The 24,759-nt window shown below is 72.1% G+C and carries 21 protein-coding genes and 2 pseudogenes; 16 read left to right on the top strand and 7 right to left on the bottom strand.

The window, feature by feature from the left end; genetic code table 11:
• Window positions 1-290: pseudogene (locus tag ACFXDJ_RS14130) on the top strand (hypothetical protein); the annotation flags it as partial.
• 42 nt (window positions 291-332) lie between these two features.
• Here the strand turns inward: ACFXDJ_RS14130 and ACFXDJ_RS14125 are convergent.
• The 4 genes from ACFXDJ_RS14125 to ACFXDJ_RS14110 all read right to left on the bottom strand — a co-directional run bounded on the left by ACFXDJ_RS14125 (window position 333) and on the right by ACFXDJ_RS14110 (window position 7,932).
• Complete coding sequence (locus tag ACFXDJ_RS14125) at window positions 333-731, bottom strand: ATP-binding protein (RefSeq protein ID WP_384652560.1); 399 nt, start codon at window positions 729-731, stop codon at window positions 333-335.
• A gap of 189 nt (window positions 732-920) precedes the next feature.
• On the bottom strand, window positions 921-2,663 hold the full coding sequence (locus ACFXDJ_RS14120; RefSeq protein WP_384652535.1) for a pyruvate dehydrogenase: 1,743 nt from the start codon (window positions 2,661-2,663) through the stop codon (window positions 921-923).
• Window positions 2,664-2,729: 66 nt separating this feature from the next.
• Complete coding sequence (locus tag ACFXDJ_RS14115; RefSeq protein WP_384849101.1) at window positions 2,730-4,007, bottom strand: protein phosphatase 2C domain-containing protein; 1,278 nt, start codon at window positions 4,005-4,007, stop codon at window positions 2,730-2,732.
• Window positions 4,008-4,113: 106 nt separating this feature from the next.
• Window positions 4,114-7,932 carry a S8 family serine peptidase gene (locus tag ACFXDJ_RS14110; protein WP_384849098.1) on the bottom strand — a complete coding sequence of 1,273 codons (3,819 nt, stop codon included), beginning with the start codon at window positions 7,930-7,932 and terminating at the stop codon, window positions 4,114-4,116.
• Window positions 7,933-8,133: 201 nt separating this feature from the next.
• Between ACFXDJ_RS14110 and ACFXDJ_RS14105 the strand changes: the two genes are divergently transcribed.
• Together ACFXDJ_RS14105 and ACFXDJ_RS14100 are read left to right on the top strand one after the other, a co-directional pair.
• Complete coding sequence (locus ACFXDJ_RS14105) at window positions 8,134-9,111, top strand: helix-turn-helix domain-containing protein (RefSeq protein ID WP_384652531.1); 978 nt, start codon at window positions 8,134-8,136, stop codon at window positions 9,109-9,111.
• A 24-nt stretch (window positions 9,112-9,135) separates the two neighbouring features.
• Complete coding sequence (locus ACFXDJ_RS14100; protein ID WP_384652529.1) at window positions 9,136-9,618, top strand: DUF456 domain-containing protein; 483 nt, start codon at window positions 9,136-9,138, stop codon at window positions 9,616-9,618.
• Window positions 9,619-9,764: 146 nt separating this feature from the next.
• On the opposite strand, the gene rsgA is transcribed toward ACFXDJ_RS14100, so the two are convergent.
• A complete protein-coding gene (gene rsgA / locus ACFXDJ_RS14095; protein ID WP_384652527.1) occupies window positions 9,765-10,871 on the bottom strand; it encodes a ribosome small subunit-dependent GTPase A in 1,107 nt (368 codons plus the stop codon).
• Window positions 10,872-11,243: 372 nt separating this feature from the next.
• Here rsgA and ACFXDJ_RS14090 point away from each other — a divergent pair, with 372 nt between their 5' ends.
• The gene (locus ACFXDJ_RS14090; RefSeq protein WP_384652525.1) at window positions 11,244-12,077 is read left to right on the top strand and encodes a TetR family transcriptional regulator; all 834 of its coding nucleotides are present in this window, start codon (window positions 11,244-11,246) and stop codon (window positions 12,075-12,077) included.
• 73 nt (window positions 12,078-12,150) lie between these two features.
• Window positions 12,151-12,564 carry a VOC family protein gene (locus ACFXDJ_RS14085; RefSeq protein ID WP_384652523.1) on the top strand — a complete coding sequence of 138 codons (414 nt, stop codon included), beginning with the start codon at window positions 12,151-12,153 and terminating at the stop codon, window positions 12,562-12,564.
• Here the strand turns inward: ACFXDJ_RS14085 and ACFXDJ_RS14080 are convergent.
• The gene (locus ACFXDJ_RS14080; RefSeq protein WP_384652521.1) at window positions 12,483-13,232 is read right to left on the bottom strand and encodes a helix-turn-helix domain-containing protein; all 750 of its coding nucleotides are present in this window, start codon (window positions 13,230-13,232) and stop codon (window positions 12,483-12,485) included. The genes ACFXDJ_RS14085 and ACFXDJ_RS14080 overlap by 82 nt on opposite strands.
• Before the next feature lie 28 nt (window positions 13,233-13,260).
• A complete protein-coding gene (locus ACFXDJ_RS14075) occupies window positions 13,261-14,376 on the bottom strand; it encodes a YihY/virulence factor BrkB family protein (protein ID WP_384652519.1) in 1,116 nt (371 codons plus the stop codon).
• Between the two features lie 17 nt (window positions 14,377-14,393).
• Between ACFXDJ_RS14075 and ACFXDJ_RS14070 the strand changes: the two genes are divergently transcribed.
• The 11 genes and pseudogenes from ACFXDJ_RS14070 to ACFXDJ_RS14020 all read left to right on the top strand — a co-directional run.
• The gene (locus tag ACFXDJ_RS14070; protein ID WP_384652517.1) at window positions 14,394-16,037 is read left to right on the top strand and encodes an acyl-CoA dehydrogenase family protein; all 1,644 of its coding nucleotides are present in this window, start codon (window positions 14,394-14,396) and stop codon (window positions 16,035-16,037) included.
• Between the two features lie 396 nt (window positions 16,038-16,433).
• Window positions 16,434-17,714, top strand: coding sequence for a GAF domain-containing protein (locus tag ACFXDJ_RS14065; RefSeq protein WP_384652558.1), 1,281 nt, complete (start codon window positions 16,434-16,436; stop codon window positions 17,712-17,714).
• A gap of 26 nt (window positions 17,715-17,740) precedes the next feature.
• Entirely contained in the window at window positions 17,741-18,304 is a 564-nt protein-coding gene (locus ACFXDJ_RS14060) for a GNAT family N-acetyltransferase (protein WP_384652515.1), read from the top strand.
• A 163-nt stretch (window positions 18,305-18,467) separates the two neighbouring features.
• Window positions 18,468-18,551 carry a putative leader peptide gene (locus ACFXDJ_RS14055; protein ID WP_312847410.1) on the top strand — a complete coding sequence of 28 codons (84 nt, stop codon included), beginning with the start codon at window positions 18,468-18,470 and terminating at the stop codon, window positions 18,549-18,551.
• Window positions 18,552-18,755: 204 nt separating this feature from the next.
• On the top strand, window positions 18,756-20,465 hold the full coding sequence (locus tag ACFXDJ_RS14050) for a nitrite/sulfite reductase (protein WP_384652513.1): 1,710 nt from the start codon (window positions 18,756-18,758) through the stop codon (window positions 20,463-20,465).
• Complete coding sequence (locus ACFXDJ_RS14045; protein ID WP_214956597.1) at window positions 20,462-20,641, top strand: DpnI domain-containing protein; 180 nt, start codon at window positions 20,462-20,464, stop codon at window positions 20,639-20,641. Before ACFXDJ_RS14050 ends, ACFXDJ_RS14045 begins: the two co-directional genes overlap by 4 nt.
• Window positions 20,638-21,351 (top strand): phosphoadenylyl-sulfate reductase, encoded by a 714-nt coding sequence (locus ACFXDJ_RS14040; RefSeq protein ID WP_384652511.1) that lies wholly within the window; start codon window positions 20,638-20,640, stop codon window positions 21,349-21,351. The genes ACFXDJ_RS14045 and ACFXDJ_RS14040 overlap by 4 nt, the downstream gene beginning before the upstream one ends.
• A gap of 53 nt (window positions 21,352-21,404) precedes the next feature.
• Window positions 21,405-21,950 carry an adenylyl-sulfate kinase gene (gene cysC / locus ACFXDJ_RS14035; RefSeq protein WP_384652557.1) on the top strand — a complete coding sequence of 182 codons (546 nt, stop codon included), beginning with the start codon at window positions 21,405-21,407 and terminating at the stop codon, window positions 21,948-21,950.
• Window positions 21,947-22,885 (top strand): sulfate adenylyltransferase subunit CysD, encoded by a 939-nt coding sequence (gene cysD, locus ACFXDJ_RS14030; RefSeq protein WP_384849094.1) that lies wholly within the window; start codon window positions 21,947-21,949, stop codon window positions 22,883-22,885. The genes cysC and cysD overlap by 4 nt, the downstream gene beginning before the upstream one ends.
• 2 nt (window positions 22,886-22,887) lie before the next feature.
• A complete protein-coding gene (locus tag ACFXDJ_RS14025; protein ID WP_384849091.1) occupies window positions 22,888-24,228 on the top strand; it encodes a sulfate adenylyltransferase subunit 1 in 1,341 nt (446 codons plus the stop codon).
• Between the two features lie 223 nt (window positions 24,229-24,451).
• Window positions 24,452-24,759 (top strand): annotated as a pseudogene (locus ACFXDJ_RS14020) (sulfate ABC transporter substrate-binding protein); the annotation flags it as partial.

The following is a 24,759-nucleotide window of genomic DNA, read 5'->3' as shown; positions in this document are numbered from 1 at the left end:
GGTGAGGGGGGGGGGGGGGGGGGGGGGCGCGCGGCCGAGCGCGCGCCCGGGGGGGGGGCGCCCCGGGGGGGGGCGCCCGGGGGGGGCCCCCCCCCCCGGCCATAGCGGAAACGGATCAACTGCCGCTACGCCGCCGGCCCTCCCTCCAGGCCGTTAGCAAGACGGAATCCGCCGACCTGACCGGTGGCCCCCGGACGGTGGACCTCACCGCCGAGGACGACACCCAGACCCTTCCCCGGCTCGACTCGCTGGAGCGCAAACTGAAGGATCTGGAGCAGCAGTTCGGCTGACCGGAAGAGCATCAGGCATTCACGTGGGGCCCGCCCGAGCCGTCAGGAGGGCCCCGCGTCGTCGCTTCCGTCCAGTTCGAACCACACCACCTTGCCCGCGCCCAGCGCCAGCGCGTCCACGCCCCAGGCGTCGGCGAGCGCCTGGACCAGCACCAGTCCCCGGCCGTGCGTACCGTGGTCGGCGGACGGTACGTACGGCCGGGGCCGGCGGGCGGCGTAGTCCCGGACTTCCACCCGCAGGCGGGCGCGGGCGAGGGTCGCGGACACCTCCGCACCCTGATCGGTGTGGACGAGGGCGTTGGTGACGAGCTCGGTGATCAGCAGTTCGGCCACCTCGGCGGTGTCCGCCCGGCACCGGTGGCGCATCAACTCCCGTAAGGCCCTTCGGATTTCTCCGACTGCTTTGAGATCCGCCCGGTGCACGCTCCGGGTGATCCCCAGCGTGTCCACCGCTCCCCCGTCCTCTACCGACGGTTCACGCGGTACCGGCCGCCCTCTCTTCCACAGCTTTCCGGTCTTCGCCCCCACCCGCACGGCGATGTACCTCCCGTGTGCCCGCTGCCGATGGCCCGCCTCTCGAACAGGCCTACGGGATGCATGCCCCCCAGGGGAATCCGCACGCATACGGGCTTACGGGCGCGGCACGTTGCGGAGGTTGGATCGAGCCATCTGGATCATCCGGCCGACCCCGCCGTCCAGCACGATCTTGCTGGCGGATAGTGCGAATCCGGTCACCATTTCGGCGCTGATCTTCGGCGGAATGGACAGGGCGTTGGGGTCGGTCACCACATCCACCAGGGCGGGCCCCTTGTGTCGGAAAGCATCCTTCAAAGCGTCCTTGAGCTGCTTGGGCTTCTCCACGCGGACCCCGTACGCACCCGCCGCGCGGGCGATGGCCGCGAAGTCCGGGTTCTTATTCGTAGTTCCGTACGAAGGCAGGCCGGAAACCAACATCTCCAACTCGACCATCCCGAGGGATGAGTTGTTGAAGAGAACCACTTTGACGGGTAGGTCGTACTGCACCAGGGTGAGGAAATCTCCCATCAGCATGGAGAAACCGCCGTCGCCGGACATCGACACCACTTGACGTCCGCGGTCGGTGAACTGTGCGCCGATGGCCTGCGGGAGGGCGTTGGCCATGGACCCGTGGCTGAAGGAGCCGATGATGCGGCGCTTGCCGTTCGGGGAAAGATAGCGCGCGGCCCAGACGTTGCACATGCCCGTGTCGACGGTGAAAACGGCGTCCTCGTCCGCGAGTTCGTCGAGTACGGCGGCCACGTACTCGGGGTGGATGGGCGTGTGCTTCTCCACTTTCCGCGTGTACGCCTTCACCACTCCCTCCAGCGCGTCCGCGTGCTTCTTCAGCATCCGGTCCAGGAAGCGGCGGTCCGTCTTGGCCTTCACCCGGGTGTTCAGCGCGCGCAGGGTCTCCCGTACGTCTCCCCAGACCGCGAGGTCCAGTTTCGAGCGGCGGCCGAGGTGCTCGGGCCTGATGTCCACCTGGACGATCTTCACGTCGTCGGGGAGGAAGGCGTTGTACGGGAAGTCCGTGCCGAGCAGGATCAGCAGATCGCACTCGTGGGTGGCCTCGTAGGCCGCGCCGTAGCCGAGCAGGCCGCTCATACCGACGTCGTAGGGATTGTCGTACTGGATCCACTCCTTGCCGCGCAGGGCGTGCCCGACCGGGGCCTTGACCCGGCCCGCGAACTCCATCACCTCGGCGTGCGCCCCGGCGGTGCCGCTGCCGCAGAACAGGGTGACCTTGTCCGCCTCGTCGATGAGCCGGACCAGTTTCTCGATCTCGCCGTCCCCCGGGCGCACCGTCGGCCGCGCGGTGACCAAGGCGTGCTCGATGCTCTTCTCGGGGGCCGGCAGGGAGGCGATGTCTCCCGGCAGGGAGATCACGCCGACCCCGCTGCGGCCCACGGCGTGCTGGATGGCGCTCTGCAGTACGCGGGGCATCTGCTGCGGGTTGGAGATCAGCTCGCTGTAGTGGCTGCACTCGGTGAACAGCCGGTCGGGGTGCGTCTCCTGGAAGTAGCCGAGGCCGATCTCGCTGGAGGGGATGTGGGAGGCCAGCGCGAGGACCGGGGCCATGGAGCGGTGGGCGTCGTAGAGCCCGTTGATGAGGTGGAGGTTGCCGGGGCCGCAGGAGCCCGCGCAGGCGGCGAGGGTGCCGGTGATCTGGGCCTCGGCGCCGGCCGCGAAGGCGGCGGTCTCCTCGTGGCGGACCTGGATCCACTCGATGTCGCCCGTACGGCGGATCGCGTCCACGATGGGGTTCAGGCTGTCGCCGACGACTCCGTACATCCGCCGCACGCCCGCGCGCACGAGGATGTCCACGAACTGCTCGGCCACGTTCTGCTTTGCCATGGAGGGGGCGCCCTTTCCGGTGCTGCTCTGCCGTGTGCGCCTCCCATCCACGCATGATCCGTACGGTTACGCCTCCCAGACCGCGGCGGCCGTCCGGTCGTCGGCGTAGCCCTTGAGGCGGAGCTGGGTGTCCGCGAGGAAGGCGGCGAGGCCCGGCGGGGGCTCGTCGGACCAGCGGGCGGCGAGTTCGGCGGACAGTGCCTTCTCCTCGCGCATCGGTTCGGCGAGGCCGCCGGAGCACAGGAGCAGGGTGTCGCCGGGGCGGGCCACGGAGCCGCGGAAGCGGAACCCGGTGTCCGGCGCCGGAGCTTCCTCCAGGTCGCGCCACTCCCCCGCGCGGAGCCGGAACAGTCCGCCCGCGCCGGCGCCGAAGGAGATCCGGGTCCGGCACTCCGGGTCGACCGGCAGCAGCAGCCCGCGCAGCCCGGCGGTGTACGCCTCCTCCGCGAGCCCGAGCTCCGCGCAGCGGGCGCGCAGCAGCCCGTAGCCCCGGTCGGTGAGCCGCTGGAGCCCGGAGCGCAGCGCCTCGCGCCGCCCGGCCCGGATGTCCTCGGCCAGCCGCTCCTGGCTGCGCCCGACGGCCCCCGCGACGGACCGGCAGAGCTCGGCGGCGGCCGCGGCGGCTCCGGGCGCGGCCCGGTCCCCGCCGGCGAGGACCACCAGGACCAGGGCGTCGGGGCCGGCGCCGAAGCGGGCGGTGAGCAGGAAGTCCCGCCGGGGCTCGCCCCGGAACCGGGCGGAGTCCCCGCGCAGCGAAGCGGCGCGCAGGGTGTAGCCGCCGTACTGGGCCCCCTCCAGCACGGTGTCGGGGGTCAGCGCGTCGAGCCCGGCCGGATCGGCGGCGGGCAGCGCGACGGGTTCGGCGGCGTAGGTCGGCGGGCGGTCCCCCAGGTGTGCGACCACCGGCCGCCCGGCGGGAACGGCGGGAGCGGGCTGCGGATCGGCGGGCAGCGCGGGCGGTACGGAGACGTCGCCCAGCGCGTACCAGGTCTGGCCGCCCGCCCGCGGATCCCGCGGCGGCGGCAGCAGCGACTCCCCGTACGCCCCCTCCGCCGGGGACCAGTCCTCCGGCACCACCGGCACCTCCGCCACCACCGGCGGCGGCCGGTCCGGGCTGACGGGGCCCGGGCTGACGGGATCCGGGCCTACGGGCTCCGGGCGGACGGGCTCCCGGCGCTGGCCGGGCAGGATCGCGCCCTCCCCCGAGACCGGTGGGGCCACCATCACCGCCGCCGAGCGGAAGCGGTGGTCCAGCGTGTCCCGGGGATCGGTTTCGGGTCCCGCGTCGGGGTCCTCGTAGAGTTTCTGCCACCAGTCATCCGCGCCCGCGCCCTGCTGACTCATGTCCCACATTGTCGGGCTCCGGCCGGGGCCGGATACGGCGAACACCCGAAAAGGGGAGCCCACCGGACCGCCGTCCGGTGGACCCCCCTCGTATCCGTCGTACGACTTAGCGAATGTCGTACGCCCGCGCGACCGTCTGGGTGACGGTGGCGCCGTTCGCGTCGGTCAGCTCGACCTTGAGCGTGACCTGCTTGCCGGCCGCTCCGGCGTGGTCCACGGTCGCGGTCCACTGCCCGCCGCGCTCGCCGGTCTTGGCCTCGGTCCAGCTCTCGCCGTTGTCGTACGAGTACGACAGCCTGGCCGACTTGAGCGCGCCGGGCGTGTAACCCGCGTGCCCGCCGACTCCGAGGCCGATCTTCTGGCCGTTGACCGCGGCCAGCGTCTTCATGCCGTCCAGCGGGGCGGAGATCCGCGGGAAGAGGAGCGGCAGCGGCTGCGAGTACCGCGCCTCGTCCAGCTTCGAGCGGAAGGTCCACGTCGTGGAGACCGCCTGCGAGCGCTGCCAGGTGCGGGCGGGCTGGCCGAACTTCTCCAGCTGCTGGGTCAGTTCGTACGTGGCCTCGCCGGCCGGGACCTCGAAGACCCCGGACGGGTAGCCGCTGTCGCCGAGCGACTCTCCGTCGCGCTTGAGCGAGACGTTGCCGAGGTCGCCGAAACCGCCCTGCTGCGCGTAGTGCTGGGAGTCTCCCCACATCGCCGGGGCGAAGCCGATCAGGTTGCCCTGGCGTTCGCCGGCCAGCTGCTCCTTGCCCGCGGCGTCCCGGGAGGCCACCGGACCGGTGATCCCGTCGTACCAGGACTCCGTGCGCCGGGAGCCCTCCTCGTACGCGCGGTGCTGGTCGGTCATGAACTCGCCCCACGGGAAGCTGCTGGAGACCAGGTGGTCCCAGGCCGTGTCCCCGGCGGAGTAGTACTCGGTGCGCTTGCCCGGCACGGCGACGGTGTCGAGGCCGCCGAAGTACACCGCGGTGCCGAGCGGGCGGTAGGCGCCGGTGACGTCTACGAAGTCGGAGGCGACGCCCATCGACTGGTAGGCCGACTCGACGGAGCCGAGCTCGCGGTCGCGCACCCGGTAGGTGCGGTCGCCGCGGACCTGGCCCTTCTCGATCTGGGCGAGGTTGTAGACGTACGGGCTCTTCGCGCTGCCCTTCCAGCTCAGTGTGACCGGGCCGCTGCCCAGCCTGGCCAGCAGGGCCCGGCCCTCGCCCGACTCGACGGACATCGCCGGGAGCGAGCCGCCCGCGTAGCCGGTGAAGGCCTGCCAGCGGCCGGGGGCGTCGCGGTAGGCGAGGACGGCCTTGGCTCCGGCCGCCTTCGCGTCGTTGGCGATCTGGTAGAGCCCGGCGTCCTCCGTCTTGACCAGGACGACCGCGTCCTTGGCGGCGACGGCCGCGAGCTCCTGCGCGGTGCCGGCGCCCGCGTTGACGAGCGGGGCGCTGCCGGAGCCGTCGAGGTTGTCACTGCCCGTGGAGGCGGTGATCGGGTGCAGTACCGGGCCGCCCTTCGCCTTCAGTTCGGAGAGCAGGGGCGCGGCCGCCCGCCAGTAGCTGCCGAACTCGTACGTGCCCTCCTTCGCCTTGCCCTCGACAGAGGCGTAGTAGCCGCGGATCGTGCGGCCGCCGGCGGCGGTGCCCGCGTGCAGCCAGGATTCTCCCCAGGAGCGGGAGAAGGCGAGGGTGGTGCTGCGCGCCTCGGTGGGCTTGTCGGTCTCGATGCTCAGCCGCGCCGCCTTGCGGGCGTCCAGCACGATCACCGTGTCCTTCTTGATCTCCGTCTGCGGACGGCCGAGGTAGGTCATCGAGTCGAACAGCGTCGGGTTGTCGCCGGCGTCCGGGGTCCCGACGAAGGCGGAGAGGAAGTACGAGCCCGGGCGGACCCGGTAGACCTGGTCGACGGAGCCCTCGTTGAAGCGGCGTTCGCCGTGGGCGTCGTCGGTGCCGATCACGTCCAGGGAGGACGGGCCGGCGGCCGGCTGGCCCGCGCGGTCGATGAGCTTGACCCGCAGGGTGACCGTCTCGGGCTGCACGTACAGCGAGAACGGGGTGGAGACGTGCACGCCGTTCGCCGTCGCGACCACGCGGCCGGCCACGTCCCCGTACTGGGAGCGCTCCAGCTTCGCGGACGGGTCCAGGGCGAGCGGCACCTTGACGGTGGCGCCGGCCGGGACGGTGACGGTGCGCTTGTCGAGGCGGGCCACCTGGCCGCGGACCGCGGAGCCGTCGTTGCCGGTGACCTTCTCGACGGAGAGGTTCAGCGTGACGGGCTTGTCGCCCGTGTTGGTGTACGGGACCTCGACGCTCGTACGGTCGCTGCGGTCCTGCGGCCAGTCGTACGCGCCGCCCTGGAGCGAGGAGGCGCTGGTGACGGTGGTGTCGATGGCGGCCTTGACGTCGAGGCGGCCGCCGCCGGTCTCCCGTACGTCACCGGGGATCGCGGTGTCGGCGGATCCGACGAGCGCGGCCTTGATCTGCTGCGGGGTCCAGTCGGGGTGGCGCTGCTTGACGATGGCGGCGGCGCCCGCGACGTGCGGGGTGGCCATCGAGGTGCCGGACATGGACTGGTACGCGTACACGCCGCGGCCGCCCATGTTTGCGGCGGAGATCCCGACGCCGGGGGCGGCGATCTCGGGCTTGAGGGTGTGCTGGAGTCCGGCCGGGCCGCGGCTGGAGAAGGAGGCCGTCGAGTCGTCGCGGTCGACGGCGCCGACGGTCAGCACGCTGGGGGCGCAGCCGGGGGACGAGACGGTGTTGTTGCCGGGTCCGGAGTTGCCGGCGGCGATGACGAAGAGGGTGTTGCTGCTCTTGGCCAGGGCCTCGGTGGCGGCGGCCATCGGGTCGTCGCAGGACAGCTGGGACGGGTCGCCGAGGCTCATGGAGACCACGTCGGCCTTGCTGTCCACGGCCCACTGCATGCCCGCGATGATCCACGAGTCCAGGCCGTAGCCGGAGTCGTTGAGGACCTTGCCGCTGAGCAGCTGGGCCCCGGGCGCGACGCCCTTCTTCGCGCCTCCGCTCGCCGCGCCGGAGCCGCCGACGGTGGAGGTGGTGTGGGTGCCGTGGCCCTGGCGGTCCTCGGCGGTGTCCGAGTCGGTGAAGTTCTTCGCCTCGGCCACCCGGCCCTTGAGGTCGGGGTGTTCGAGGTCCACACCGGTGTCGAGGACGACGACCTTGGTTCCAGTGCCGTCGAATCCGGCGGCCCACGCGGCGGTGGCGTTGACCTGCTTGGTGGAACGCTCCAGGTTCGCCCGGACCTTGCCGTCCAGCCACAGCTTCTTCAGCGGGGCGGAGGCCGCGGACCGGGTGTGCGGGTTCGTGGCCGCGCCGGTGACGTCGGCCCAGAACTCGGCGGCCTTCGTCTTGTCGGCGGCCAGCGCCACACCGCCGATGGACCCGAGGACGAGCGACCGCTCGGCGCCGCGCGGCACGGGCGGTGCGGGCGGCGCGCTGCGCGCCAGGCTCGCTGAAGCCTCGTAGACCGCGATGAGCGGGAGCTTCTTGGCGTGCGCGTCGTCGTAGCCCTGCCGGATCAGGCCGGTGACGTTGAAGAGTTCCTCGTCCACCTTGCCCGCGGCGAGCGCCTTGACGGCGCTCTCGGGGTAGACGTACAGGTCCTTGCCCGACTGGCGGGTCTGTACGACCGGCTGCGAACCGTCCTCGCGGGGCATCGCGGTGGCGGCGGTGCGGCCGGCCGCGTCGGTGGAGACCAGGACCCGGTCGCCGGTGACCAGGGTCACCGTGACGGGCGCGGTGGGCTGCTTCGAGGCCGCCTCGCTCCCGGTGAGGGGCCTGTTCTCCGCTGCGGTACCTGCTGCGGTCCCCGCTCCTGACGCTCCGTCGCTCGGCTGTGCCGTGGACGGGCCGACTGCGGTGACGGCAAGGACGGCCGCGATGGCCGCTCCCAGTGCCGTACGCGATATCGGGCGCATCGCTCTCCCCAGGTGAATTCCGGCCAACTGCTGCATTGCACGGCGAAATCGCCGCGTAAATGGCTTCTGGCCGGCGGATGTTGGTGCTGCGGTGGCGTCACCTTGGCAGAGAGGCGGGGGGTGCGGCGATGATGTCCGCGGCGGGTTTGCGCCGTGGCCGCTTCCCGCCAGGAACGGCACTGAGAGGGCTGGGTGGACGGGATGCTGGGTGCGATAGGTCTCGACGAGGGGCAGGAGTCCGCATACCGCGCGCTGGTCGCGCTGGGAGCGGCGGAGATACCCGATCTCGCGCACCGGCTCACGCTGCCGGTGCAGCAGACCGAACGGGCCCTGCGCCACCTGGAACGGCAGGGGCTCGCCGCCCAGTCCTCCGCCCGGCCGGGCCGTTGGGTGGCGGCCCCGCCCGGGGTGGCGCTGGGCGCGCTGCTCACCCAGCAGCGGCACGAGCTGGAACAGGCGGAGCTCGCGGCGGCGCTGCTGGCGGAGGAGTACCGGGCGGAGGCCGCGGAACCGGCCGTGCACGACCTGGTCGAGGTGGTGACGGGCGCCAGCGCGGTGGCCCACCGCTTCCGCCAGCTCCAGCTGGGCGCGGTGGAGGAGGTGCTCGCGCTGGTCAGCGGCCGCCCGCAGGTGGTGACGGGAACGGACAACGAGGCGGAGGACCGGGCCTCCGTACGGGGCGTCGCCTACCGGGTCGTCATCGAACGGGAGGTGCTCGCCCTGCCCAGCGGGATCCGGGAGTGCTCCTCGGCGCTGGCGCGCGGGGAGCAGATCCGGGTGACGGGCCAGGTGCCGACCAAGCTGGTGATCGCGGACCGGGCGCTCGCGATGGTCCCGCTGACGGCGCGCGGCGCGGAGCCGGCGGCCCTGGTCGTCCACGCGTCGGGGCTGCTGGAGTCCCTGATGGGGCTCTTCCACGCGGTCTGGCGGGAGTCGCTGCCGCTGCGGCTGGGCTCTTCCGGCGCACCGGAGGAGGGGGACGGCGGCCCGGACGCCACGGACCTCGAAATCCTGACGCTCCTCCTGGCGGGGATGACGGACGCGAGCGTGGCGAAGCACCTGGAACTGGGCCTGCGCACGGTGCAGCGGCGGGTCAAGGGCCTGATGGAGCTGTCCGGGGTCACGACCCGGCTCCAGCTGGGCTGGCACGCGTACGAACGGGGCTGGGTGGCTCGATAGCCCCAGGTCAGGCACGCTGAGCAGATGGATCTGCCTCAGCTGCTCCTGGTGGGGCTGGTGCTGCTGCTCGGGGTGGCCGGGGTACTGGTCCCCGGCGTCCCGGGGACCTGGCTGGTCTGGGCCGGTGTGCTGTGGTGGGCCCTGCACGAGCGGTCGGCGGCGGCCTGGACCCTGCTGGTCTCTGCGACGGCCCTGCTGCTGGTGGTCCAGGTGGTGAAGTGGCTGCTTCCGCCGCGCCGGCTCCGGGGCGTGGGCGTGACCCGCCGGATGGTGGCGTACGCGGGTGCCGGGGCGGTACTGGGCTTCGTGCTGGTGCCGGTGGTGGGGGCGGTTCCGGGGTTCGTGGGCGGCATCTACCTGTGCGAGCGGCGGCACCTCGGATCGCACGGGGAGGCGTGGGCCTCCGTCCGGGCGGTGATGCGGGCGGTGGGGACGAGCGTGCTGGTGGAACTGTTCGCGTGTCTGCTGGTGGTGGGGGCGTGGATCGGCACTCTGGTGTGGGCGTGAGCGGTGCCCCGGCCCGGCCCCGGTCGTAGGCCCTGGACGTAGGCCCTGGACGTAGGCCCTGGGGTCTTGCCGCCGCTGCCCGCGGCCCCGACGGCGCAGCGGGGAGCTGCGGCCGGCAGGGGCTGCGGGCAGCCCGGGCCCACGGATCAGACCCGGCCGCTCCGCTTCGCGGAGTAGTTGGCCCGGCCCTCCGCCGAGCGCAGCCGCCAGTCCCGCCTCAGCTCCGAGCGGAGCCTCGCGTCGGTCTTGGCGACGATCCGCTGGTTCTCCCGCAGCAGCTTCCGGTAGCTCTCCAGCCGCCGCTCGGGCAAGGCACCCGAGGCCACCGCCTCCCGCACCCCGCACCCCGGCTCCGCCTCGTGCGCGCAGTCGTGGAACCGGCACCGCGAAGCGAACTCCTCGATCTCCGAGAAGACCTGCCCGACGCCCGCTCCGGCGTCGAAGAGTCCCACGCCCCGCAGCCCGGGGGTGTCGATGAGCACGCCGCCGCCCGGCAGGAGCAGCAGGTTGCGCGTCGTGGTGGTGTGGCGGCCCTTGCCGTCGACGTCACGGGCCTCCTGGACCGCCATCACGTCCTGGCCGAGCAGGGTGTTGGCCAGGGTGGACTTGCCCGCGCCGGAGATCCCGAGGAGCACGCTCGTACCCCCCGAAGCGATGGCGGCGAGTACGTCCGTACCCTGTCCGGTCATCGAGGACACGGTGAGGACCGGGACCCCGGGGGCCGCGCCCTCGACGTCCTGGACGAGGTACCCGAGGGTGACCGGGTCCGGGACCAGGTCCGCCTTGGTCAGGACGACCAGCGGCTGCGCCCCGGATTCCCAGGCGAGCGCGAGGAAGCGCTCGATGCGGCCCAGGTCGAGTTCGACGGCCAGCGATACCGCGATGATCGCCTGGTCGACGTTGGCGGCGAGGATCTGGCCCTCGGACCGCTGGGAGGAGGTGGACCGCACGAAGGCGGTCCGGCGCGGCAGGTACGCCTTCACGTAGCGCGGACTGCCGTGTGCCTCCACCGCCGCCCAGTCCCCGGTGCAGATGACCCGGAGCGGGTCGTGCGGGGTGACGAAGGCGGTGTCGGCGCGGACGATTCCGTCGGCGGTCAGTACGTCGCACTGACCTCGGTCGACCCGTACCACCCGGCCGGGCACGAGGCCCGCTTCGGCGTACGGGGTGAATTCGGCCGCCCACGCGTCGTCCCAGCCGTAGGGGGCGAGGGCGTGCGGAAGCGGAGCCTGCGGGAAAGAAGAGAAAGACAAGGGAAACCCTTCACAGGGTGGCCCCGGCGGTGCGCGCCGCTGTCGGGCGCGGAGAAGTAAGAGGTCAGCCGGAGACCACGGAAGTGACACTGATGGTCTTCTGAGTGCGGGCATCGCCCTGCGCCATGACAGTCATCAATGAACTCACCTCCGGGTCGTACACACACGTACTGACGAGCGGTCCCGCACCGATCGGCGGGAACACCCCCACCGTAACAAGCCCCCTCGGGGCCGCGCCAATTCTTTTTACGGCGGCCCCGGAACGCGGGAAGGCCGCATCCGGGTCCGGCAGTTGGGCCGGGCCTTACCGTCGGTCAGGGATCGGCCCTGGGGCCCTGCCTTCAAGTCGGGTATGGAGTTAGGCTGCTCCGCGTGGACAACCGTGAGTTTGCAGATTCTGAGACGCTTTACGAGACCGCTTCGGACACCAGGAAGCGGATCCTGCGGGTGTCCATGGAACTGTTCGCGGTCCGCGGTTTCCACGACACCTCGCTGCGCGAGATCGCCGAGCGGGTGGGCGTCTCCAAGCCGGCGGTGCTGTACCACTTCCCCGGCAAGGCGGACATCCTCGGCGCCCTCGTGGAGCCGATGCTCCGCGATCTGGCGGCGGCCGTGTCCCGCGCCGCGGACGCCGGGTCCGGTGGTCCGAGCGCGGCCGCCGGGTCCGGTGGGGCCGGTGGTCCCGCCGGGGCCGACCAGGTCCGGTGGGCCGCGATCGAGGGGGTGCTGGACACCTGGCTGAGCCACCGTCACCTGGTCCGGCTGAACCTCCAGGACATGGCCATGGCCACCCCCGGCCCGGCCTTCGCCCGCCTGCGCGACGCGATGCTCCGGGCGAACGCCCTGGTCGCGGGGGCCGATCCCGGGTTCGCGGAGCGGGTGCGGGCCGCTCAGGCCATCGCGATGCTCTCCGACCCGGTGATCCTCTTCGCCGACGCCCCGGTCGCCGATCTCCGCGCGGCCGTCCTGGACGGCGTACGGCGCCTCCTGGACGGGCCCTCCGAGCACCTGCCCGCGACCGCAGCGGCCGGTCGGCCCGCGCCGGGGGGCCGGCGCGGGCGGCCCGCCACCATGACCGCGGCCATGACCGAGGCCGCCCGCCGGATGCACGCGGCGGGCAGCGGCGCGACCGCGATCGCCGCCACGCTCGGCGTCTCCCGGGCCACCGTCTACCGCCACCTGCCCCCGGAGGAGGACGCCGGGTGAGGCCTCCGGACGCACCGGTGGGATGTCCGATTCGTTCAAGACCCGCAGCCCCGGCCGCCCCTAGCCTGACGGCATGACTCCCCGACTCGACATGATCGGCATCATCGTCTCCGACATGGCCGCCGCACTCGCCTTCTACCGCCGCCTGGGCATCGACGTCCCGGACGGGGCGGACTCCGAGCCGCACGTGGAGGCCGTCCTGCCGGGCGGTCTGCGGATCAACTGGGACACGGAGGACGTCATCCGCTCCTTCGACCCGGCCTGGACCCGCCCCGAGAGCGACGGCCGGGTCGGGCTCGCGTTCCTGTGCGACTCCCCCGCCGAGGTGGACTCCCTGTACGCGGAACTGACCGGAGCCGGGTACACGGGCCATCTGAAGCCCTGGGACGCCTTCTGGGGCCAGCGCTACGCCGTCGTCCTCGACCCGGACGGCAGCGGAGTCTCCCTCTTCGCCCCGTCCGACGCCACCGCCGACCCCGCCGCGTAGGCCCCCGGCGTGGTCCCCGCCAGGGCCCGCACTTCGCGGGCGTAGTGCGCCTGGTCGGCATACCCGGCCGACTGGGCCACCTCCGCGTGCGGCAGCCCGCGCCGGGTCAGCGCGAGGGCGCGCTGGAGCCGCAGGATCCGGCCGAGCGTCCGGGGCCCGTATCCGAAGGCGTCCAGGGAGCGCCGGTGCAGCTGCCGCTCCCCCAGGCCGACCGCCGCCGCGATGGCGGCCACGCCCTGCCCGGCCCGCAGCCGGGCCGCGACCTCCTGGGCCAGGGCGTCCGGGGGGCCGCCTTCGGCCGCGCGGAGCCGGGCCAACTCCTCCAGTCCCGAGCACGGATCCCCGTACGAGGCCACCTGCCCCGCGAGGCGCCGTACCTCGGCGGCCGGCCACAGGTCGGCCAGTTCGACCCGGCGGTCGCGCAGCGCTCGCGCCGGTATGCCGAGCAGCGCGGGCGCGGTGCCGGGGGCGAGCCTGATCCCGGCGAAGCCGGTGCCGGGGACCTCGCCGGCGGGGTGCGCGGCGGTGTCGGGCCCGGCCACCAGGAGACGCCCGTCCACCCACAGCAGGTCCATGCAGCCGTCGGGCAGCACCACCCCGCCGTCGGCCCCGGCGGCCCGCCAGAGCACGGCGCCGGGCAGCACCCGGGACGGCCGTTCCTCGTACACGCCCCTCAGGCTACGGCCGGCGGTCGGGTCAGTGCTTGCGCAGCCGGGAGTGGTAGTCCTCCGGCGGCAGGAACTTCGACCAGCGCTCCGGGAACTCCGAGGGCATGTCGTCGTCCTCGTCGTCCTCCGACTCGCCTTCGGCGAGCGCCCGCCAGGCGGCGGCGCGGGCGACCAGCTGGGCGGCTTCCGCCTCGCGGACCCGCTCGTTCGCCTCGCGCGCCGCCGCCGTGGCCACCGAGGGCCAGACCCGGTCGATGGCCGCGTTGACGGCGGCGCCGACGAGGACCGCGAAGGCCGAGATGCCGATCCACAGCAGGACGGCCACGGGGGCGGCGAGCGATCCGTAGATCGTCGGGCCCTCCACGGTGTTGGTGAGGTAGATCCGCAGCAGGAACGAGCCCAGCACCCACATCGCGAGGGCGACGAGCGAGCCGGGAACGTCCTCGATCCAGGGCGAGCGGACGGGGACGGAGACGTGGTAGAGCGTCGTCAGGAAGGCGATGCAGAGCAGGGTGACGACGGGCCAGTACAGGACCGCGATCACTTCGGTGCTCCACGGCACCAGCCGTACCACCGCGTCCGGGCCGACCACCATCAGCGGCAGCACGATGGCGCCGATCAGCAGGGCGATGACGTAGAGGAGGAAGGCGAGCAGCCGGGTCTTGACGATGCCGCGCTGTCCGTCGAGCCCGTACATGACGGTGATGGTGTCGATGAAGACGTTGACGGCGCGCGAGCCGGACCAGAGCGCGAAGGCGAACCCGAGGGAGATGAGGTCGGGGCGGCCCCGGTTGGTGACGTCGTCGAGCATCGGCTTGGCGATGTCGTTGACGCCCCGGTCGGAGAGGACCGTGCCGACCGCCCGCAGGATGTTCTCCTCGATGCTGGCGACGGTGGTCCCGCCCGACCAGCCGTCCACGTAACCCAGCAGACCCAGCAGGCCGAGGAAGAGCGGCGGCAGCGAGAGCAGGGTGAAGAAGGCCGCCTCGGCGGCGAGTCCGAGGATCCGGTACTCGATGCACGAGTTCACGGTGTCTTTGAGCAGCAGCCACGCCATCTTGCGCATGGAGACGTTGCGGTAGAGGACTCGGGCCCGGTGGAGCCGTCCTGGGATCCGCTCGGGTGTTTCTTTTGCTGGCTGCACGTCCTTACGGTATCGGCATGGCAGCCACCACCCACACAGTCACCAATCAGGCCCCGCTCCTCGTGGGGTACGACGTCTACGGCAGCGACCGGGTCCTGAGCGAGGGCGTGGAGCGGCATCTCGTGGGCGCCGCGCCCGAACTCGCCGCGGAGGTAACGCAGGAGCTCACGGATCTGGGCCGTGCGGCCGGTTCCCGGCAGGCCCTGGAATGGGGGACGCAGGCGAACGAGAATCCGCCGAAGCTGCGGACGCACGACCGTTACGGCAACCGGATCGACGAGGTGGAGTTCCACCCCTCGTGGCACCGGCTGCTGGGGCACGCGGTGGGCTCCGGGCTCACGGACGCGTGGGGGCGGCCGGCGGGGCATCTGCGGCGCGCGGCCGGGTTCTTCGTGTGGTCGCAGGCGGAATCGGGGCACGGGTGCCCGGTGTCGATGACGCACGCGGCGGTGCCGGCGCTGCGCACGGATCCGGAGTTGGCCGCCGAGTGGGAGCCGCGGCTGACCTCGCACGTGTACGAGGAGGGGCTCCGGCCGGCCGGTCAGAAGGCCGGGGTGCTCTTCGGCATGGGGATGACGGAGAAGCAGGGCGGCAGCGACGTACGGGCGAACACGACGGCGGCGGTGCCGCTGGACGCCTCGGGCGAGTACCTGCTGACGGGGCACAAGTGGTTCTGTTCGGCGCCGATGTGCGACGGGTTCCTGGTGCTGGCGCAGGCGCCGGGAGGGCTGACGTGCTTCCTGGTGCCGAGGGTGCTGCCGGACGGCACGCGCAACGTCTTCGCGATCCAGCGGCTGAAGGACAAGCTGGGGAACAAGTCGAACGCTTCGAGCGAGGTGGAGTTCGACGGGACGTGGGCGCGGCGGGTGGGCGAGGAGGGCCGGGGGGTGCGGACCATCATCGAGATGGTGGCGGCCACCCGGCTGGACTGTGTGATCGGCTCGGCCTCGCTGATGCGGCAGGCGCTGACGCAGGCCGCTCACCATGCGGAGCACCGCTCTGCTTTCGGAGCACCGCTCATCGACCAGCCGCTGATGCGCAACGTGCTCGCCGACCTCGCCCTGGAGTCGGAGGCCGCCACCACGCTGACCCTGCGCCTCGCGGCCGCGTACGACGCCGGCACCGACCAGGAGCGGGCCTTCCTGCGCCTCGCGGTCCCCGTCTCGAAGTACTGGGTGACCAAGCGCTGTACGCCGATGGTGGCGGAGGCACTGGAGTGCCTGGGCGGGAACGGCTACGTCGAGGAGTCCGGGATGCCCAGACTGCTGCGCGAGTCCCCGCTGAACTCCATCTGGGAGGGATCGGGCAACGTACAGGCCCTGGACGTGCTGCGCGCGCTCCAGCGCGAGCCGCAGGCGCTGGGCGCCTTCCTCCAGGAGGTCGGCCTGGCGCGGGGCGCCGACCACCGGCTGGATTCGGCCATCAAGAACCTGCTGACCGAGCTCGCCGACCTGGAGGGCATCGAGGCGCGGGCCCGCCGGGTGGTGGAGCGGATGGCCCTGGTGCTGCAAGGATCCCTGCTGGTGCGGTGGGCCCCGCCGGAGGTGGCGGACGCCTTCTGCGCCTCGCGGCTGGGCGGCGACTGGGGCGCGGCCTTCGGCACGCTGCCGCACAGCCTGGACCTGCGTTCCGTCGTGGAACGGGCCCGGATGACGGCCTAGCAGGAGGGCCCCAACCCTCCTGAGCGCGTGCTGTCCGGAGGGCCCCAACCCTCCGAGCGGCACTGCGGGCGTGGATCCGGGCCCGTTGACCGGGAACAGGGATGGCGCCGCGCCGACTCGGCACCACCCCTGATCCGAGAAGCCCCGAGGAAGGAGCTGTCACGTCGCGCTCGGCGACGTCCGCACAGTTTCGATCGGGTGACCGGGACTTGGCGAGAGTTGCATGACGTTGCACCCTTTGAAGCGCCACCCGCACGACGCACCACCTGCACCACACACGTGCACCACACACCACGCACCACGCACCACCTGTACGACGCACCACATGTTCCACACGGGGAGGTTCCGGTGGCTCACACCACAGGCAGCGCGGTCGATGCGGCACGCATCTCGGCCATGGACGCGCGGGAGGCCGCGCGTCTGCTCAAGGGAGTACGGGAGGCCGCGCTCGCCGGGGCCCGGCCGCCGGCCGCTCCGCGCCCGGAGATCGCCGAGTCCTGGCGCCGGATGCTGGCGGGCGGGGTCCACCCGGACCGCGACACCCGCAACCGGATGCTGTCGGCCGCCGAGACCGAGGAACGGCGCCAGACCTCCCCGCTACGGGACCTCCTGCCCGTCCTGCGCGAAGGGCTGCTGCCCGCGCTGGACGAGGCCCTGCACATCATGGTCGTCGCCGACGCCGACGGGCGGCTGCTGTGGCGCGAGGGCCACTCCTCCATCCTGCGCAAGGCGGACCGGCTCGGCTTCGGCGTGGGGGCCGACTGGGACGAGGCCGTGGTCGGCACCAACGGGGTGGGTACCGCCCTGGTGGCCCGCAGACCGGTCCAGGTGTTCTCGGCGGAGCACTTCGTCTCCAGCCACCACGACTGGACCTGCGCGGGAGCCCCCGTACGGGACCCCAGGGACGGGCAGCTGCTCGGGGTCGTCGACGTCAGCGGCCCGCTGGCCACCATGCACCCGGCGACCCTGGCCTGGGTGAGCTCGGTGGCCCGGCTCGCGGAGCGGGAGCTGCGGATCCGGCACCTGGAGTCCCTGGAGCGGCTGCGCTCGGTCGCGGCCCCGCTGCTGGCCCGGCTGCCCGGCCGGGCGGTGGCCGTCGACAGCCACGGCTGGACGGCGGCCGTCACGGGGCTCGCGCCGACGGAGCGGATCCCGCTGCCGAAGTCGTTCGGGCCGGGCCGGGTGTGGGTGCCGCAGCTGGGCGACTGCCTGGTGGAGCCCCTGCCGGGCGGCTGGCTGCTGAACGTCGCGGAGGTCAGCCGGGGCCCGGAGGCCGCCGCCCGCGTCGTCCTCGACCTCAGCCGGCCGGGCGCGTGGCTGGCCACCGTCTACGGGGCTTCGGGCAGCTGGTCCCAGGAGCTGAGCCCGCGCCACGCGGAGCTGCTGTTCCTGCTGGCGGAGACCCCCCGGGGGCGCTCGGCGGCGGAGCTGTCCCAGGAGCTGTTCGGCGACCCGACGCGCACGGTGACGGTGCGCGCGGAGATGTCCCGGGTCCGGCGCAACCTCGCGGGAGTCCTGACCCACCGCCCGTACCGCTTCGCGGAGGACGTGGAGGTGGAGCTGGTCCGCCCCGGGAACCCGGCCGCGCTGCTGCCCCACTCCACGGCCCCGGCGGTGATCAGGGCCCGGCTGGGCCATCCGGGTCCCGAGGGGTCCTGGGGGTCCCCCGAGCGGTAGCCGGGGGATGTGGTTCCCTGGCGTCCATGAGCACCATCACGCTGACCACCTGGTCCCTGGAAATGACCTCCCCCTCCGACCTCGTCCCGGCGGCGGTACCCGGCCCGGAGATCCGGATCGTCCGGTCGCAGGTCCCGTCCCCGGAGTTCAGCCGTTTCCTCTACGCCTCGGTGGGCGGCGACATCCACTGGACGGACCGGCTGGCGCTGACCCGCGCGCAGTGGGTGGAGCAGCTGGAGCGTCCCGGCGTGGAGACGTGGGTGGCGTACGACCGGGGCACGCCGGCCGGGTACGTGGAATTCGACCCGCAGCCGGACGGTGTGGTGGAGATCATGTACTTCGGCCTCCTCCCCGACTTCCGGGGCCGCCGGATCGGCGGGCACCTGCTGTCGGTGGGCGTCGCCCGGGCCTGGTCCCTGGCGGAGCGCTGGCCCGAGCTGGAGCCGACGCGGCGCGTCTGGCTCCACACGTGCAGCCAGGACGGCCCGACGGCGATGGACAACTACCTCCGCCGCGGCTTCAAGCTCTTCCACACGGAAACGGAACCCAAGGAGGACACCCCCACCCCGGGCCCCTGGCCCGGAGCCTGACCCCCGCCGACCGGCGTGGCGCCCTGCCGCCAGAGCCTCCCTCGGGCCCGGCGGCACCAACCGGAAGGTGACGCCCGTCACTGCGTCTCATGATCCGGGACGAGTTCGTCCGGATTGTGGACAGTAGTGGACTCCTCCAATAGCCACATGCCACGCTTCCGTCATGAACGGAGCTGGAATTGCCTTGGTGAGTCGGCGGCACGTCGACCTCGGCCGCATGTCCAGCGCCATCTGTCCGGCGCGCTGACCGAACCAGCCACCGCCGCACAGCGCATCCGCGCAGCCGCCGTGGAAGCGCCGAAACCCGCAGGTCCCCTGTAGGCAGAGCACCGCCCTGACCACCGGCACAACCGGAAAAGCGGCGGCGTTCAGCCACACCCACCCGCGCCCAGGGGTCATGCCGCCGCTCCCCCTGCCCCTGCCTTGAGCCGCCGAAGAAGGACGTACCGCCATGGCCGCCACCCCCGAAACGACCGCAGCCGCCGCCCCCGGCGCCGCCGCGCGCCGCAAGACCGGCCGTCACCGCGGTGAGGGCCAGTGGGCCGTCGGACACCACACGCCCCTCAACGGCAACGAGCAGTTCAAGAAGGACGACGACGGTCTCAATGTGCGTGCGCGCATCGAGAACATCTACTCCAAGGCGGGCTTCGACTCGATCGACCCCAACGACCTCCGCGGCCGTATGCGCTGGTGGGGGCTCTACACCCAGCGCAAGCCCGGGATCGACGGCGGCAAGACCGCGATCCTGGAGCCGGAGGAGCTGGACGACAAGTACTTCATGCTGCGCGTGCGCATCGACGGCGGTCGGCTGACCACCGAGCAGCTGCGCGTCATCGGCGAGATCTCGCAGGAGTTCGCTCGCGGCACCGCCGACCTCACGGACCGGCAGAACGTGCAGTACCACTGGATCCGGATCGAGGACGTTCCGGAGATCTGGCGCCGTCTGGAGGCCGTCGGCCTCTCGACCACCGAGGCCTGCGGTGACACCCCCCGCGTCATCCTCGGTTCGCCGGTCGCCGGCATCGCGCTGGACGAGATCATCGACGGCACCCCCGCCATCGATGAGATCTACGCCCGCATCGTGGGCAACCCGGACTTCTCCAACCTGCCCCGCAAGTTCAAGTCCGCGATCTCCGGCTCGCCGCTGCTCGACGTGGCGCACGAGATCAACGACATCGCCTTCGTGGGCGTGAACCACCCCGAGCACGGCCCCGGCTTCGACGTCTGGGTCGGCGGCGGTCTCTCCACCAACCCCAAGCTGGGCGTGCGCCTGGGCACCTGGGTCTCGCTGGACGAGGTCCCGGACGTCTACGAGGGCGTCATCTCGATCTTCCGCGACTACGGCTACCGCCGCCTGCGCACCCGCGCCCGGCTGAAGTTCCTCGTCGCCGACTGGGGCCCGGCCAAGTTCCGCCAGGTCCTCGAAGACGAGTACCTCAAGCGGAAGCTGACCGACGGCCCGGCGCCCGAGCAGCCCAGCGGCCAGTGGCGCGACCACGTCGGCGTCCACCAGCAGCAGGACGGCAGGTTCTACGTGGGCTTCGCGCCCCGCGTGGGCCGCGTCGACGGCGCCACCCTGGTCAAGATCGCGGACGTGGCCGCCCAGCACGGCTCCGGCCGGCTGCGCACCACCGCCGAGCAGAAGATGATCGTGCTCGACATCGAGGCCGACCAGGTCGACTCGGTCGTCGCGGCCCTGGAGGCGCTGGACCTGCGGGTCAATCCGTCCCCGTTCCGCCGCGGCACGATGGCCTGCACCGGCATCGAGTTCTGCAAGCTGGCCATCGTCGAGACGAAGGCGCGCGGCGCCTCGCTGATCGACGAACTGGAGCGCCGCCTGCCGGAGTTCGCCGAGCCGCTGACCATCAACATCAACGGCTGCCCGAACGCCTGCGCCCGTATCCAGGTGGCGGACATCGGTCTCAAGGGCCAGCTGGTCCTGGACGACGAGGGCAACCAGGTCGAGGGCTACCAGGTCCACCTGGGCGGCGCACTCGGGCTGGAGGCCGGATTCGGCCGCAAGGTCCGCGGCCTCAAGGTCACCTCGGCCGGTCTGCCGGACTACGTCGAGCGGGTCGTCACGCGCTTCGAGGACCAGCGCGAGGACGGCGAGCGCTTCGCCGCCTGGGTGACCCGTGCGAAGGACGAGGACCTCTCGTGAGCGAGCGCGCCGCACCGTTCTACTGCCCGTACTGCGGCGACGAGGACCTGTTCCCGAACGAAACAGGCCACGGCGCCTGGGAATGCAGGGCCTGCAACCGAGCCTTCCAGCTGAAGTACCTCGGGCTGCTGGCCCGGGGTGTTCAGTCCAACGACGCTGGAGGGGACGAGATATGACCACGGTTCAAGACGCCGGTCTCAGAGCGGACGGCCTCAAGGCGCTGGCCGAGCAGGCGGGCCGCGACCTGGAGGACTCCACCCCGCTGGAGATCCTCACCTGGGCGGCCGAGACCTTCGGCAAGAAGTTCGCCGTGACCTCCTCCATGGAGGACGCGGTCGTCGCCCACCTCGCCTCCCGCGCCTTCCCCGGCGTGGACGTGGTCTTCCTCGACACCGGCTACCACTTCGAGGAGACCATCGGCACCCGTGACGCGGTCGAGGCCGTGATGGACGTCAACGTCATCACGCTCACCCCGCGCCAGACGGTCGCCGAGCAGGACGCCGAGTACGGCCCCAGGCTGCACGACCGCGACCCCGACCTGTGCTGCGCGCTGCGCAAGGTCAAGCCCCTGGAAGAGGGCCTGACCGCGTACGACGCATGGGCGACGGGCCTGCGCCGCGACGAGTCCCCGACCCGGGCGAACACCCCGGTCGTCGGCTGGGACGAGAAGCGGCAGAAGGTCAAGATCTCGCCGATCGCCCGCTGGACCCAGGACGACGTGGACGCGTACGTCCTGGAGCACGGGGTCCTCACCAACCCGCTGCTGATGGACGGTTACACCTCCGTCGGCTGCGCCCCCTGCACCCGCCGGGTGGCGGAGGGCGAGGACGCCCGCGCCGGCCGCTGGGCCGGACGCGGCAAGACCGAGTGCGGACTGCACGGCTGATGACGGCCACCAGCGCGACCACCGAACGTACTGAACCCACGGAGACGAAGCAGATGAGCGTGAGCGACCAGGGCGCCACCGTGTGGCTGACCGGGCTGCCGAGCGCGGGCAAGACCACGATCGCCTACGCGCTGGCCGAGCGGCTGCGCGCCGACGGCCACCGCGTGGAGGTCCTGGACGGCGACGAGATCCGCGAGTTCCTGTCCGCGGGCCTCGGCTTCAGCCGCGAGGACCGGCACACCAACGTGCAGCGGATCGGCTTCGTCGCCGAACTCCTCGCGTCCAACGGCGTGAAGGCCCTCGTCCCGGTCATCGCGCCGTTCGCGGACAGCCGCGAGGCCGTCCGCAAGCGTCACGCCGCCGAGGGCACCTCGTACCTGGAGGTCCACGTGGCCACCCCGGTCGAGGTCTGCTCGGAGCGTGACGTGAAGGGCCTGTACGCCAAGCAGGCGGCGGGCGAGATCTCCGGTCTGACCGGAGTCGACGACCCGTACGAGGCGCCGGAGTCCCCGGACCTGCGTATCGAGTCGCACACGCAGTCCGTGCAGGAGTCGGCCTCGGCCCTGCACGCGCTGCTCACCGAGAGGGGCCTGGCATGACCGCCACCGTCGCACACGTCCACGACGGGACGGACGCGCCCTACGCGCTGTCCCACCTCGACGCCCTCGAATCGGAGGCCGTGCACATCTTCCGCGAGGTGGCGGGCGAGTTCGAGAAGCCGGTGATCCTGTTCTCCGGCGGCAAGGACTCCATCGTCATGCTGCACCTGGCGCTGAAGGCGTTCGCGCCGGCGCCGGTGCCGTTCACCCTGCTCCACGTGGACACCGGCCACAACTTCCCCGAGGTCCTGGAGTACCGGGACCGCGCGGTCGCCAAGCACGGTCTGCGCCTGCACGTGGCCTCCGTCCAGGAGTACATCGACGCCGGCAAGCTCCGCGAGCGCCCGGACGGGGTCCGCAACCCGCTGCAGACCGTCCCGCTCACCGAGGCGATCCAGCGGCTCAAGTTCGACGCCGTCTTCGGCGGCGGCCGCCGCGACGAGGAGAAGGCCCGCGCCAAGGAGCGCGTCTTCTCCCTGCGCGACGAGTTCTCCCAGTGGGACCCGCGCCGCCAGCGCCCCGAGCTGTGGCAGCTCTACAACGGCCGCCACGCGCCGGGCGAGCACGTGCGCGTCTTCCCGCTCTCCAACTGGACCGAGCTCGACGTGTGGCAGTACATCGCCCGCGAGAAGATCGAACTGCCGGAGATCTACTTCGCCCACGAGCGCGAGGTCTTCAAGCGCAACGGCATGTGGCTGACGGCCGGCGAGTGGGGCGGCGCCAAGGCGAACGAGACCACCGAGACCCGTCTGATCCGCTACCGCACCGTCGGTGACATGTCCTGCACCGGCGCCGTCGACTCCGACGCCACCACGCTGGACGCCGTGATCACCGAAATCGCCGCCTCCCGCCTCACCGAGCGGGGCGCGACCCGCGCCGACGACAAGATGTCCGAGGCCGCGATGGAAGACCGCAAGCGCGAAGGGTACTTCTAGAAATGACCTCCACCACCGAGCAGTTCGCCGACCTGTCGGCCACCACCCTGCTGCGCTTCGCCACCGCCGGTTCCGTCGACGACGGCAAGTCCACCCTGGTCGGACGCCTCCTGCACGACTCCAAGTCGATCCTCACCGACACCCTCGAAGCGGTCGAGGCGGTGTCCGCCCAGCGCGGCCAGGACACCCCCGACCTCGCACTGCTCACCGACGGCCTGCGCGCCGAGCGGGAACAGGGCATCACCATCGACGTCGCCTACCGCTACTTCGCGACCACCCGGCGCCGGTTCATCCTCGCCGACACCCCCGGACACGTGCAGTACACCCGCAACATGGTCACCGGCGCCTCCACCGCCGACCTCGCGGTGGTCCTGGTCGACGCCCGCAACGGCGTGATCGAGCAGACGCGCCGGCACGCCGCCGTGGCGGCCCTCCTCCGGGTCCCCCACGTGGTCCTGGCCGTCAACAAGATGGACCTGGTCGGCTACGAGGAGTCGGTCTTCGCGAAGATCGCCGAGGAGTTCACCGCGTACGCCTCCGACCTGGGCGTCCCGGAGATCACCGCGATCCCGATCTCGGCCCTGGCCGGGGACAACGTGGTCGAGCCCTCCGCACACATGGACTGGTACGGCGGCCCCACGGTGCTGGAGCACCTGGAGACCGTCCCGGTCAGCCACGACCTCACGGCCTGCCCGGCGCGTTTCCCGGTGCAGTACGTGATCCGTCCGCAGACCGCCGAGCACCCGGACTACCGGGGTTACGCGGGCCAGATCGCCTCCGGCGTGCTGCGGGTCGGCGAGGCCGTCACCGTGCTGCCGTCCGGCCGCACCTCGGTCATCGAGGGCATCGACGCGCTCGGCGAGGGCGTGGACATCGCCTGGGCGCCCCAGTCGGTGACCCTGCGCCTCAAGGACGACATCGACATCTCGCGCGGCGACCTGATCGCGCCGTCCGCGAGCGCCCCGGCCACCACGCAGGACGTCGTGGCGACGGTCTGCCACGTGGCGGACCAGCCGCTGGCCGTCGGCGCCCGGGTGCTGATCAAGCACACCACGCGCACGGTCAAGGCCATCGTCAAGGAGATCCCCTCGCGGCTGACCCTGGACGACCTGTCCCAGCACCCGAACCCGGGGCAGCTCGTGGCCAACGACATCGGCCGGGTCGTCGTCCGCACCGCCGAGCCGCTCGCGCTCGACTCGTACGCCGACTCGCGCCGCACCGGCTCCTTCCTGCTGATCGACCCGGCCGACGGCACGACCCTGGCGGCCGGCATGGTGGGCGAGTCCTTCGCCTCCAAGGCCCAGACGACCGTCCAGGCCGATGAGGAAGGGTGGGACTTCTGATCATGCCTTCCGACATTTACTCCACCTTCGCGAAGGAGGGCGGCCGTGTAGGCAGCGGCGCCCTCGGCAGCGGCCAGGGAGGGGTGGGGCGATGTGCGTGATGACGTACGCGCACCGCATGCGCGCCCACACCCCTCGCGAGCCGTACCCGCCCTTGCTCCACAGACGAAGACGTACGTCATGAGATGACGACGTCACGAGAGGAAGTCCTCCCGTGCCTGCCATCGGTACCACCCGTAAGACCTTGAAGCGCGGCCTCGCCGCCGCTGCCGCCCTGCCGCTCCTGATCGGCGCGCTCGCTTCCTGCGGGTACGGATCCCAGGCCGCGAAGCCCGGGGACAAGGCGGCGGACGTCGCGAGCACCGACGGCAAGAAGCTGTCGGCGACCGAGGTCCGCGTCGGCTACTTCCCCAACCTGACCCACGCCACCGCGCTCGTCGGCATCCAGGAAGGCCTGATCGCCAAGGAACTCGGCGCCACCACGATCAAGCCGCAGACCTTCAACGCCGGCCCCTCCGAGATCGAAGCCCT

The sequence above is a fragment of the Streptomyces sp. NPDC059443 genome (genome assembly GCF_042750105.1).
Lineage (GTDB): Bacteria > Actinomycetota > Actinomycetes > Streptomycetales > Streptomycetaceae > Streptomyces.
Note: the sequence above shows the minus strand (reverse complement) of the source record. Positions and strands in the feature narration are given on the sequence as shown.

Coding starts and splice junctions, on each gene's coding strand:
- ACFXDJ_RS14120 (WP_384652535.1), bottom strand. CDS start 2,663: ATGGCAAAGCAGAACGTGGCCGAGCAGTTCGTGGACATCCTCGTGCGC.
- ACFXDJ_RS14115 (WP_384849101.1), bottom strand. CDS start 4,007: ATGAGTCAGCAGGGCGCGGGCGCGGATGACTGGTGGCAGAAACTCTAC.
- ACFXDJ_RS14110 (WP_384849098.1), bottom strand. CDS start 7,932: ATGCGCCCGATATCGCGTACGGCACTGGGAGCGGCCATCGCGGCCGTC.
- ACFXDJ_RS14105 (WP_384652531.1), top strand. CDS start 8,134: ATGCTGGGTGCGATAGGTCTCGACGAGGGGCAGGAGTCCGCATACCGC.
- ACFXDJ_RS14100 (WP_384652529.1), top strand. CDS start 9,136: ATGGATCTGCCTCAGCTGCTCCTGGTGGGGCTGGTGCTGCTGCTCGGG.
- ACFXDJ_RS14085 (WP_384652523.1), top strand. CDS start 12,151: ATGACTCCCCGACTCGACATGATCGGCATCATCGTCTCCGACATGGCC.
- ACFXDJ_RS14070 (WP_384652517.1), top strand. CDS start 14,394: ATGGCAGCCACCACCCACACAGTCACCAATCAGGCCCCGCTCCTCGTG.
- ACFXDJ_RS14065 (WP_384652558.1), top strand. CDS start 16,434: ATGGACGCGCGGGAGGCCGCGCGTCTGCTCAAGGGAGTACGGGAGGCC.
- ACFXDJ_RS14060 (WP_384652515.1), top strand. CDS start 17,741: ATGAGCACCATCACGCTGACCACCTGGTCCCTGGAAATGACCTCCCCC.
- ACFXDJ_RS14055 (WP_312847410.1), top strand. CDS start 18,468: ATGAACGGAGCTGGAATTGCCTTGGTGAGTCGGCGGCACGTCGACCTC.
- ACFXDJ_RS14050 (WP_384652513.1), top strand. CDS start 18,756: ATGGCCGCCACCCCCGAAACGACCGCAGCCGCCGCCCCCGGCGCCGCC.
- ACFXDJ_RS14040 (WP_384652511.1), top strand. CDS start 20,638: ATGACCACGGTTCAAGACGCCGGTCTCAGAGCGGACGGCCTCAAGGCG.
- cysC (WP_384652557.1), top strand. CDS start 21,405: ATGAGCGTGAGCGACCAGGGCGCCACCGTGTGGCTGACCGGGCTGCCG.
- cysD (WP_384849094.1), top strand. CDS start 21,947: ATGACCGCCACCGTCGCACACGTCCACGACGGGACGGACGCGCCCTAC.
- ACFXDJ_RS14025 (WP_384849091.1), top strand. CDS start 22,888: ATGACCTCCACCACCGAGCAGTTCGCCGACCTGTCGGCCACCACCCTG.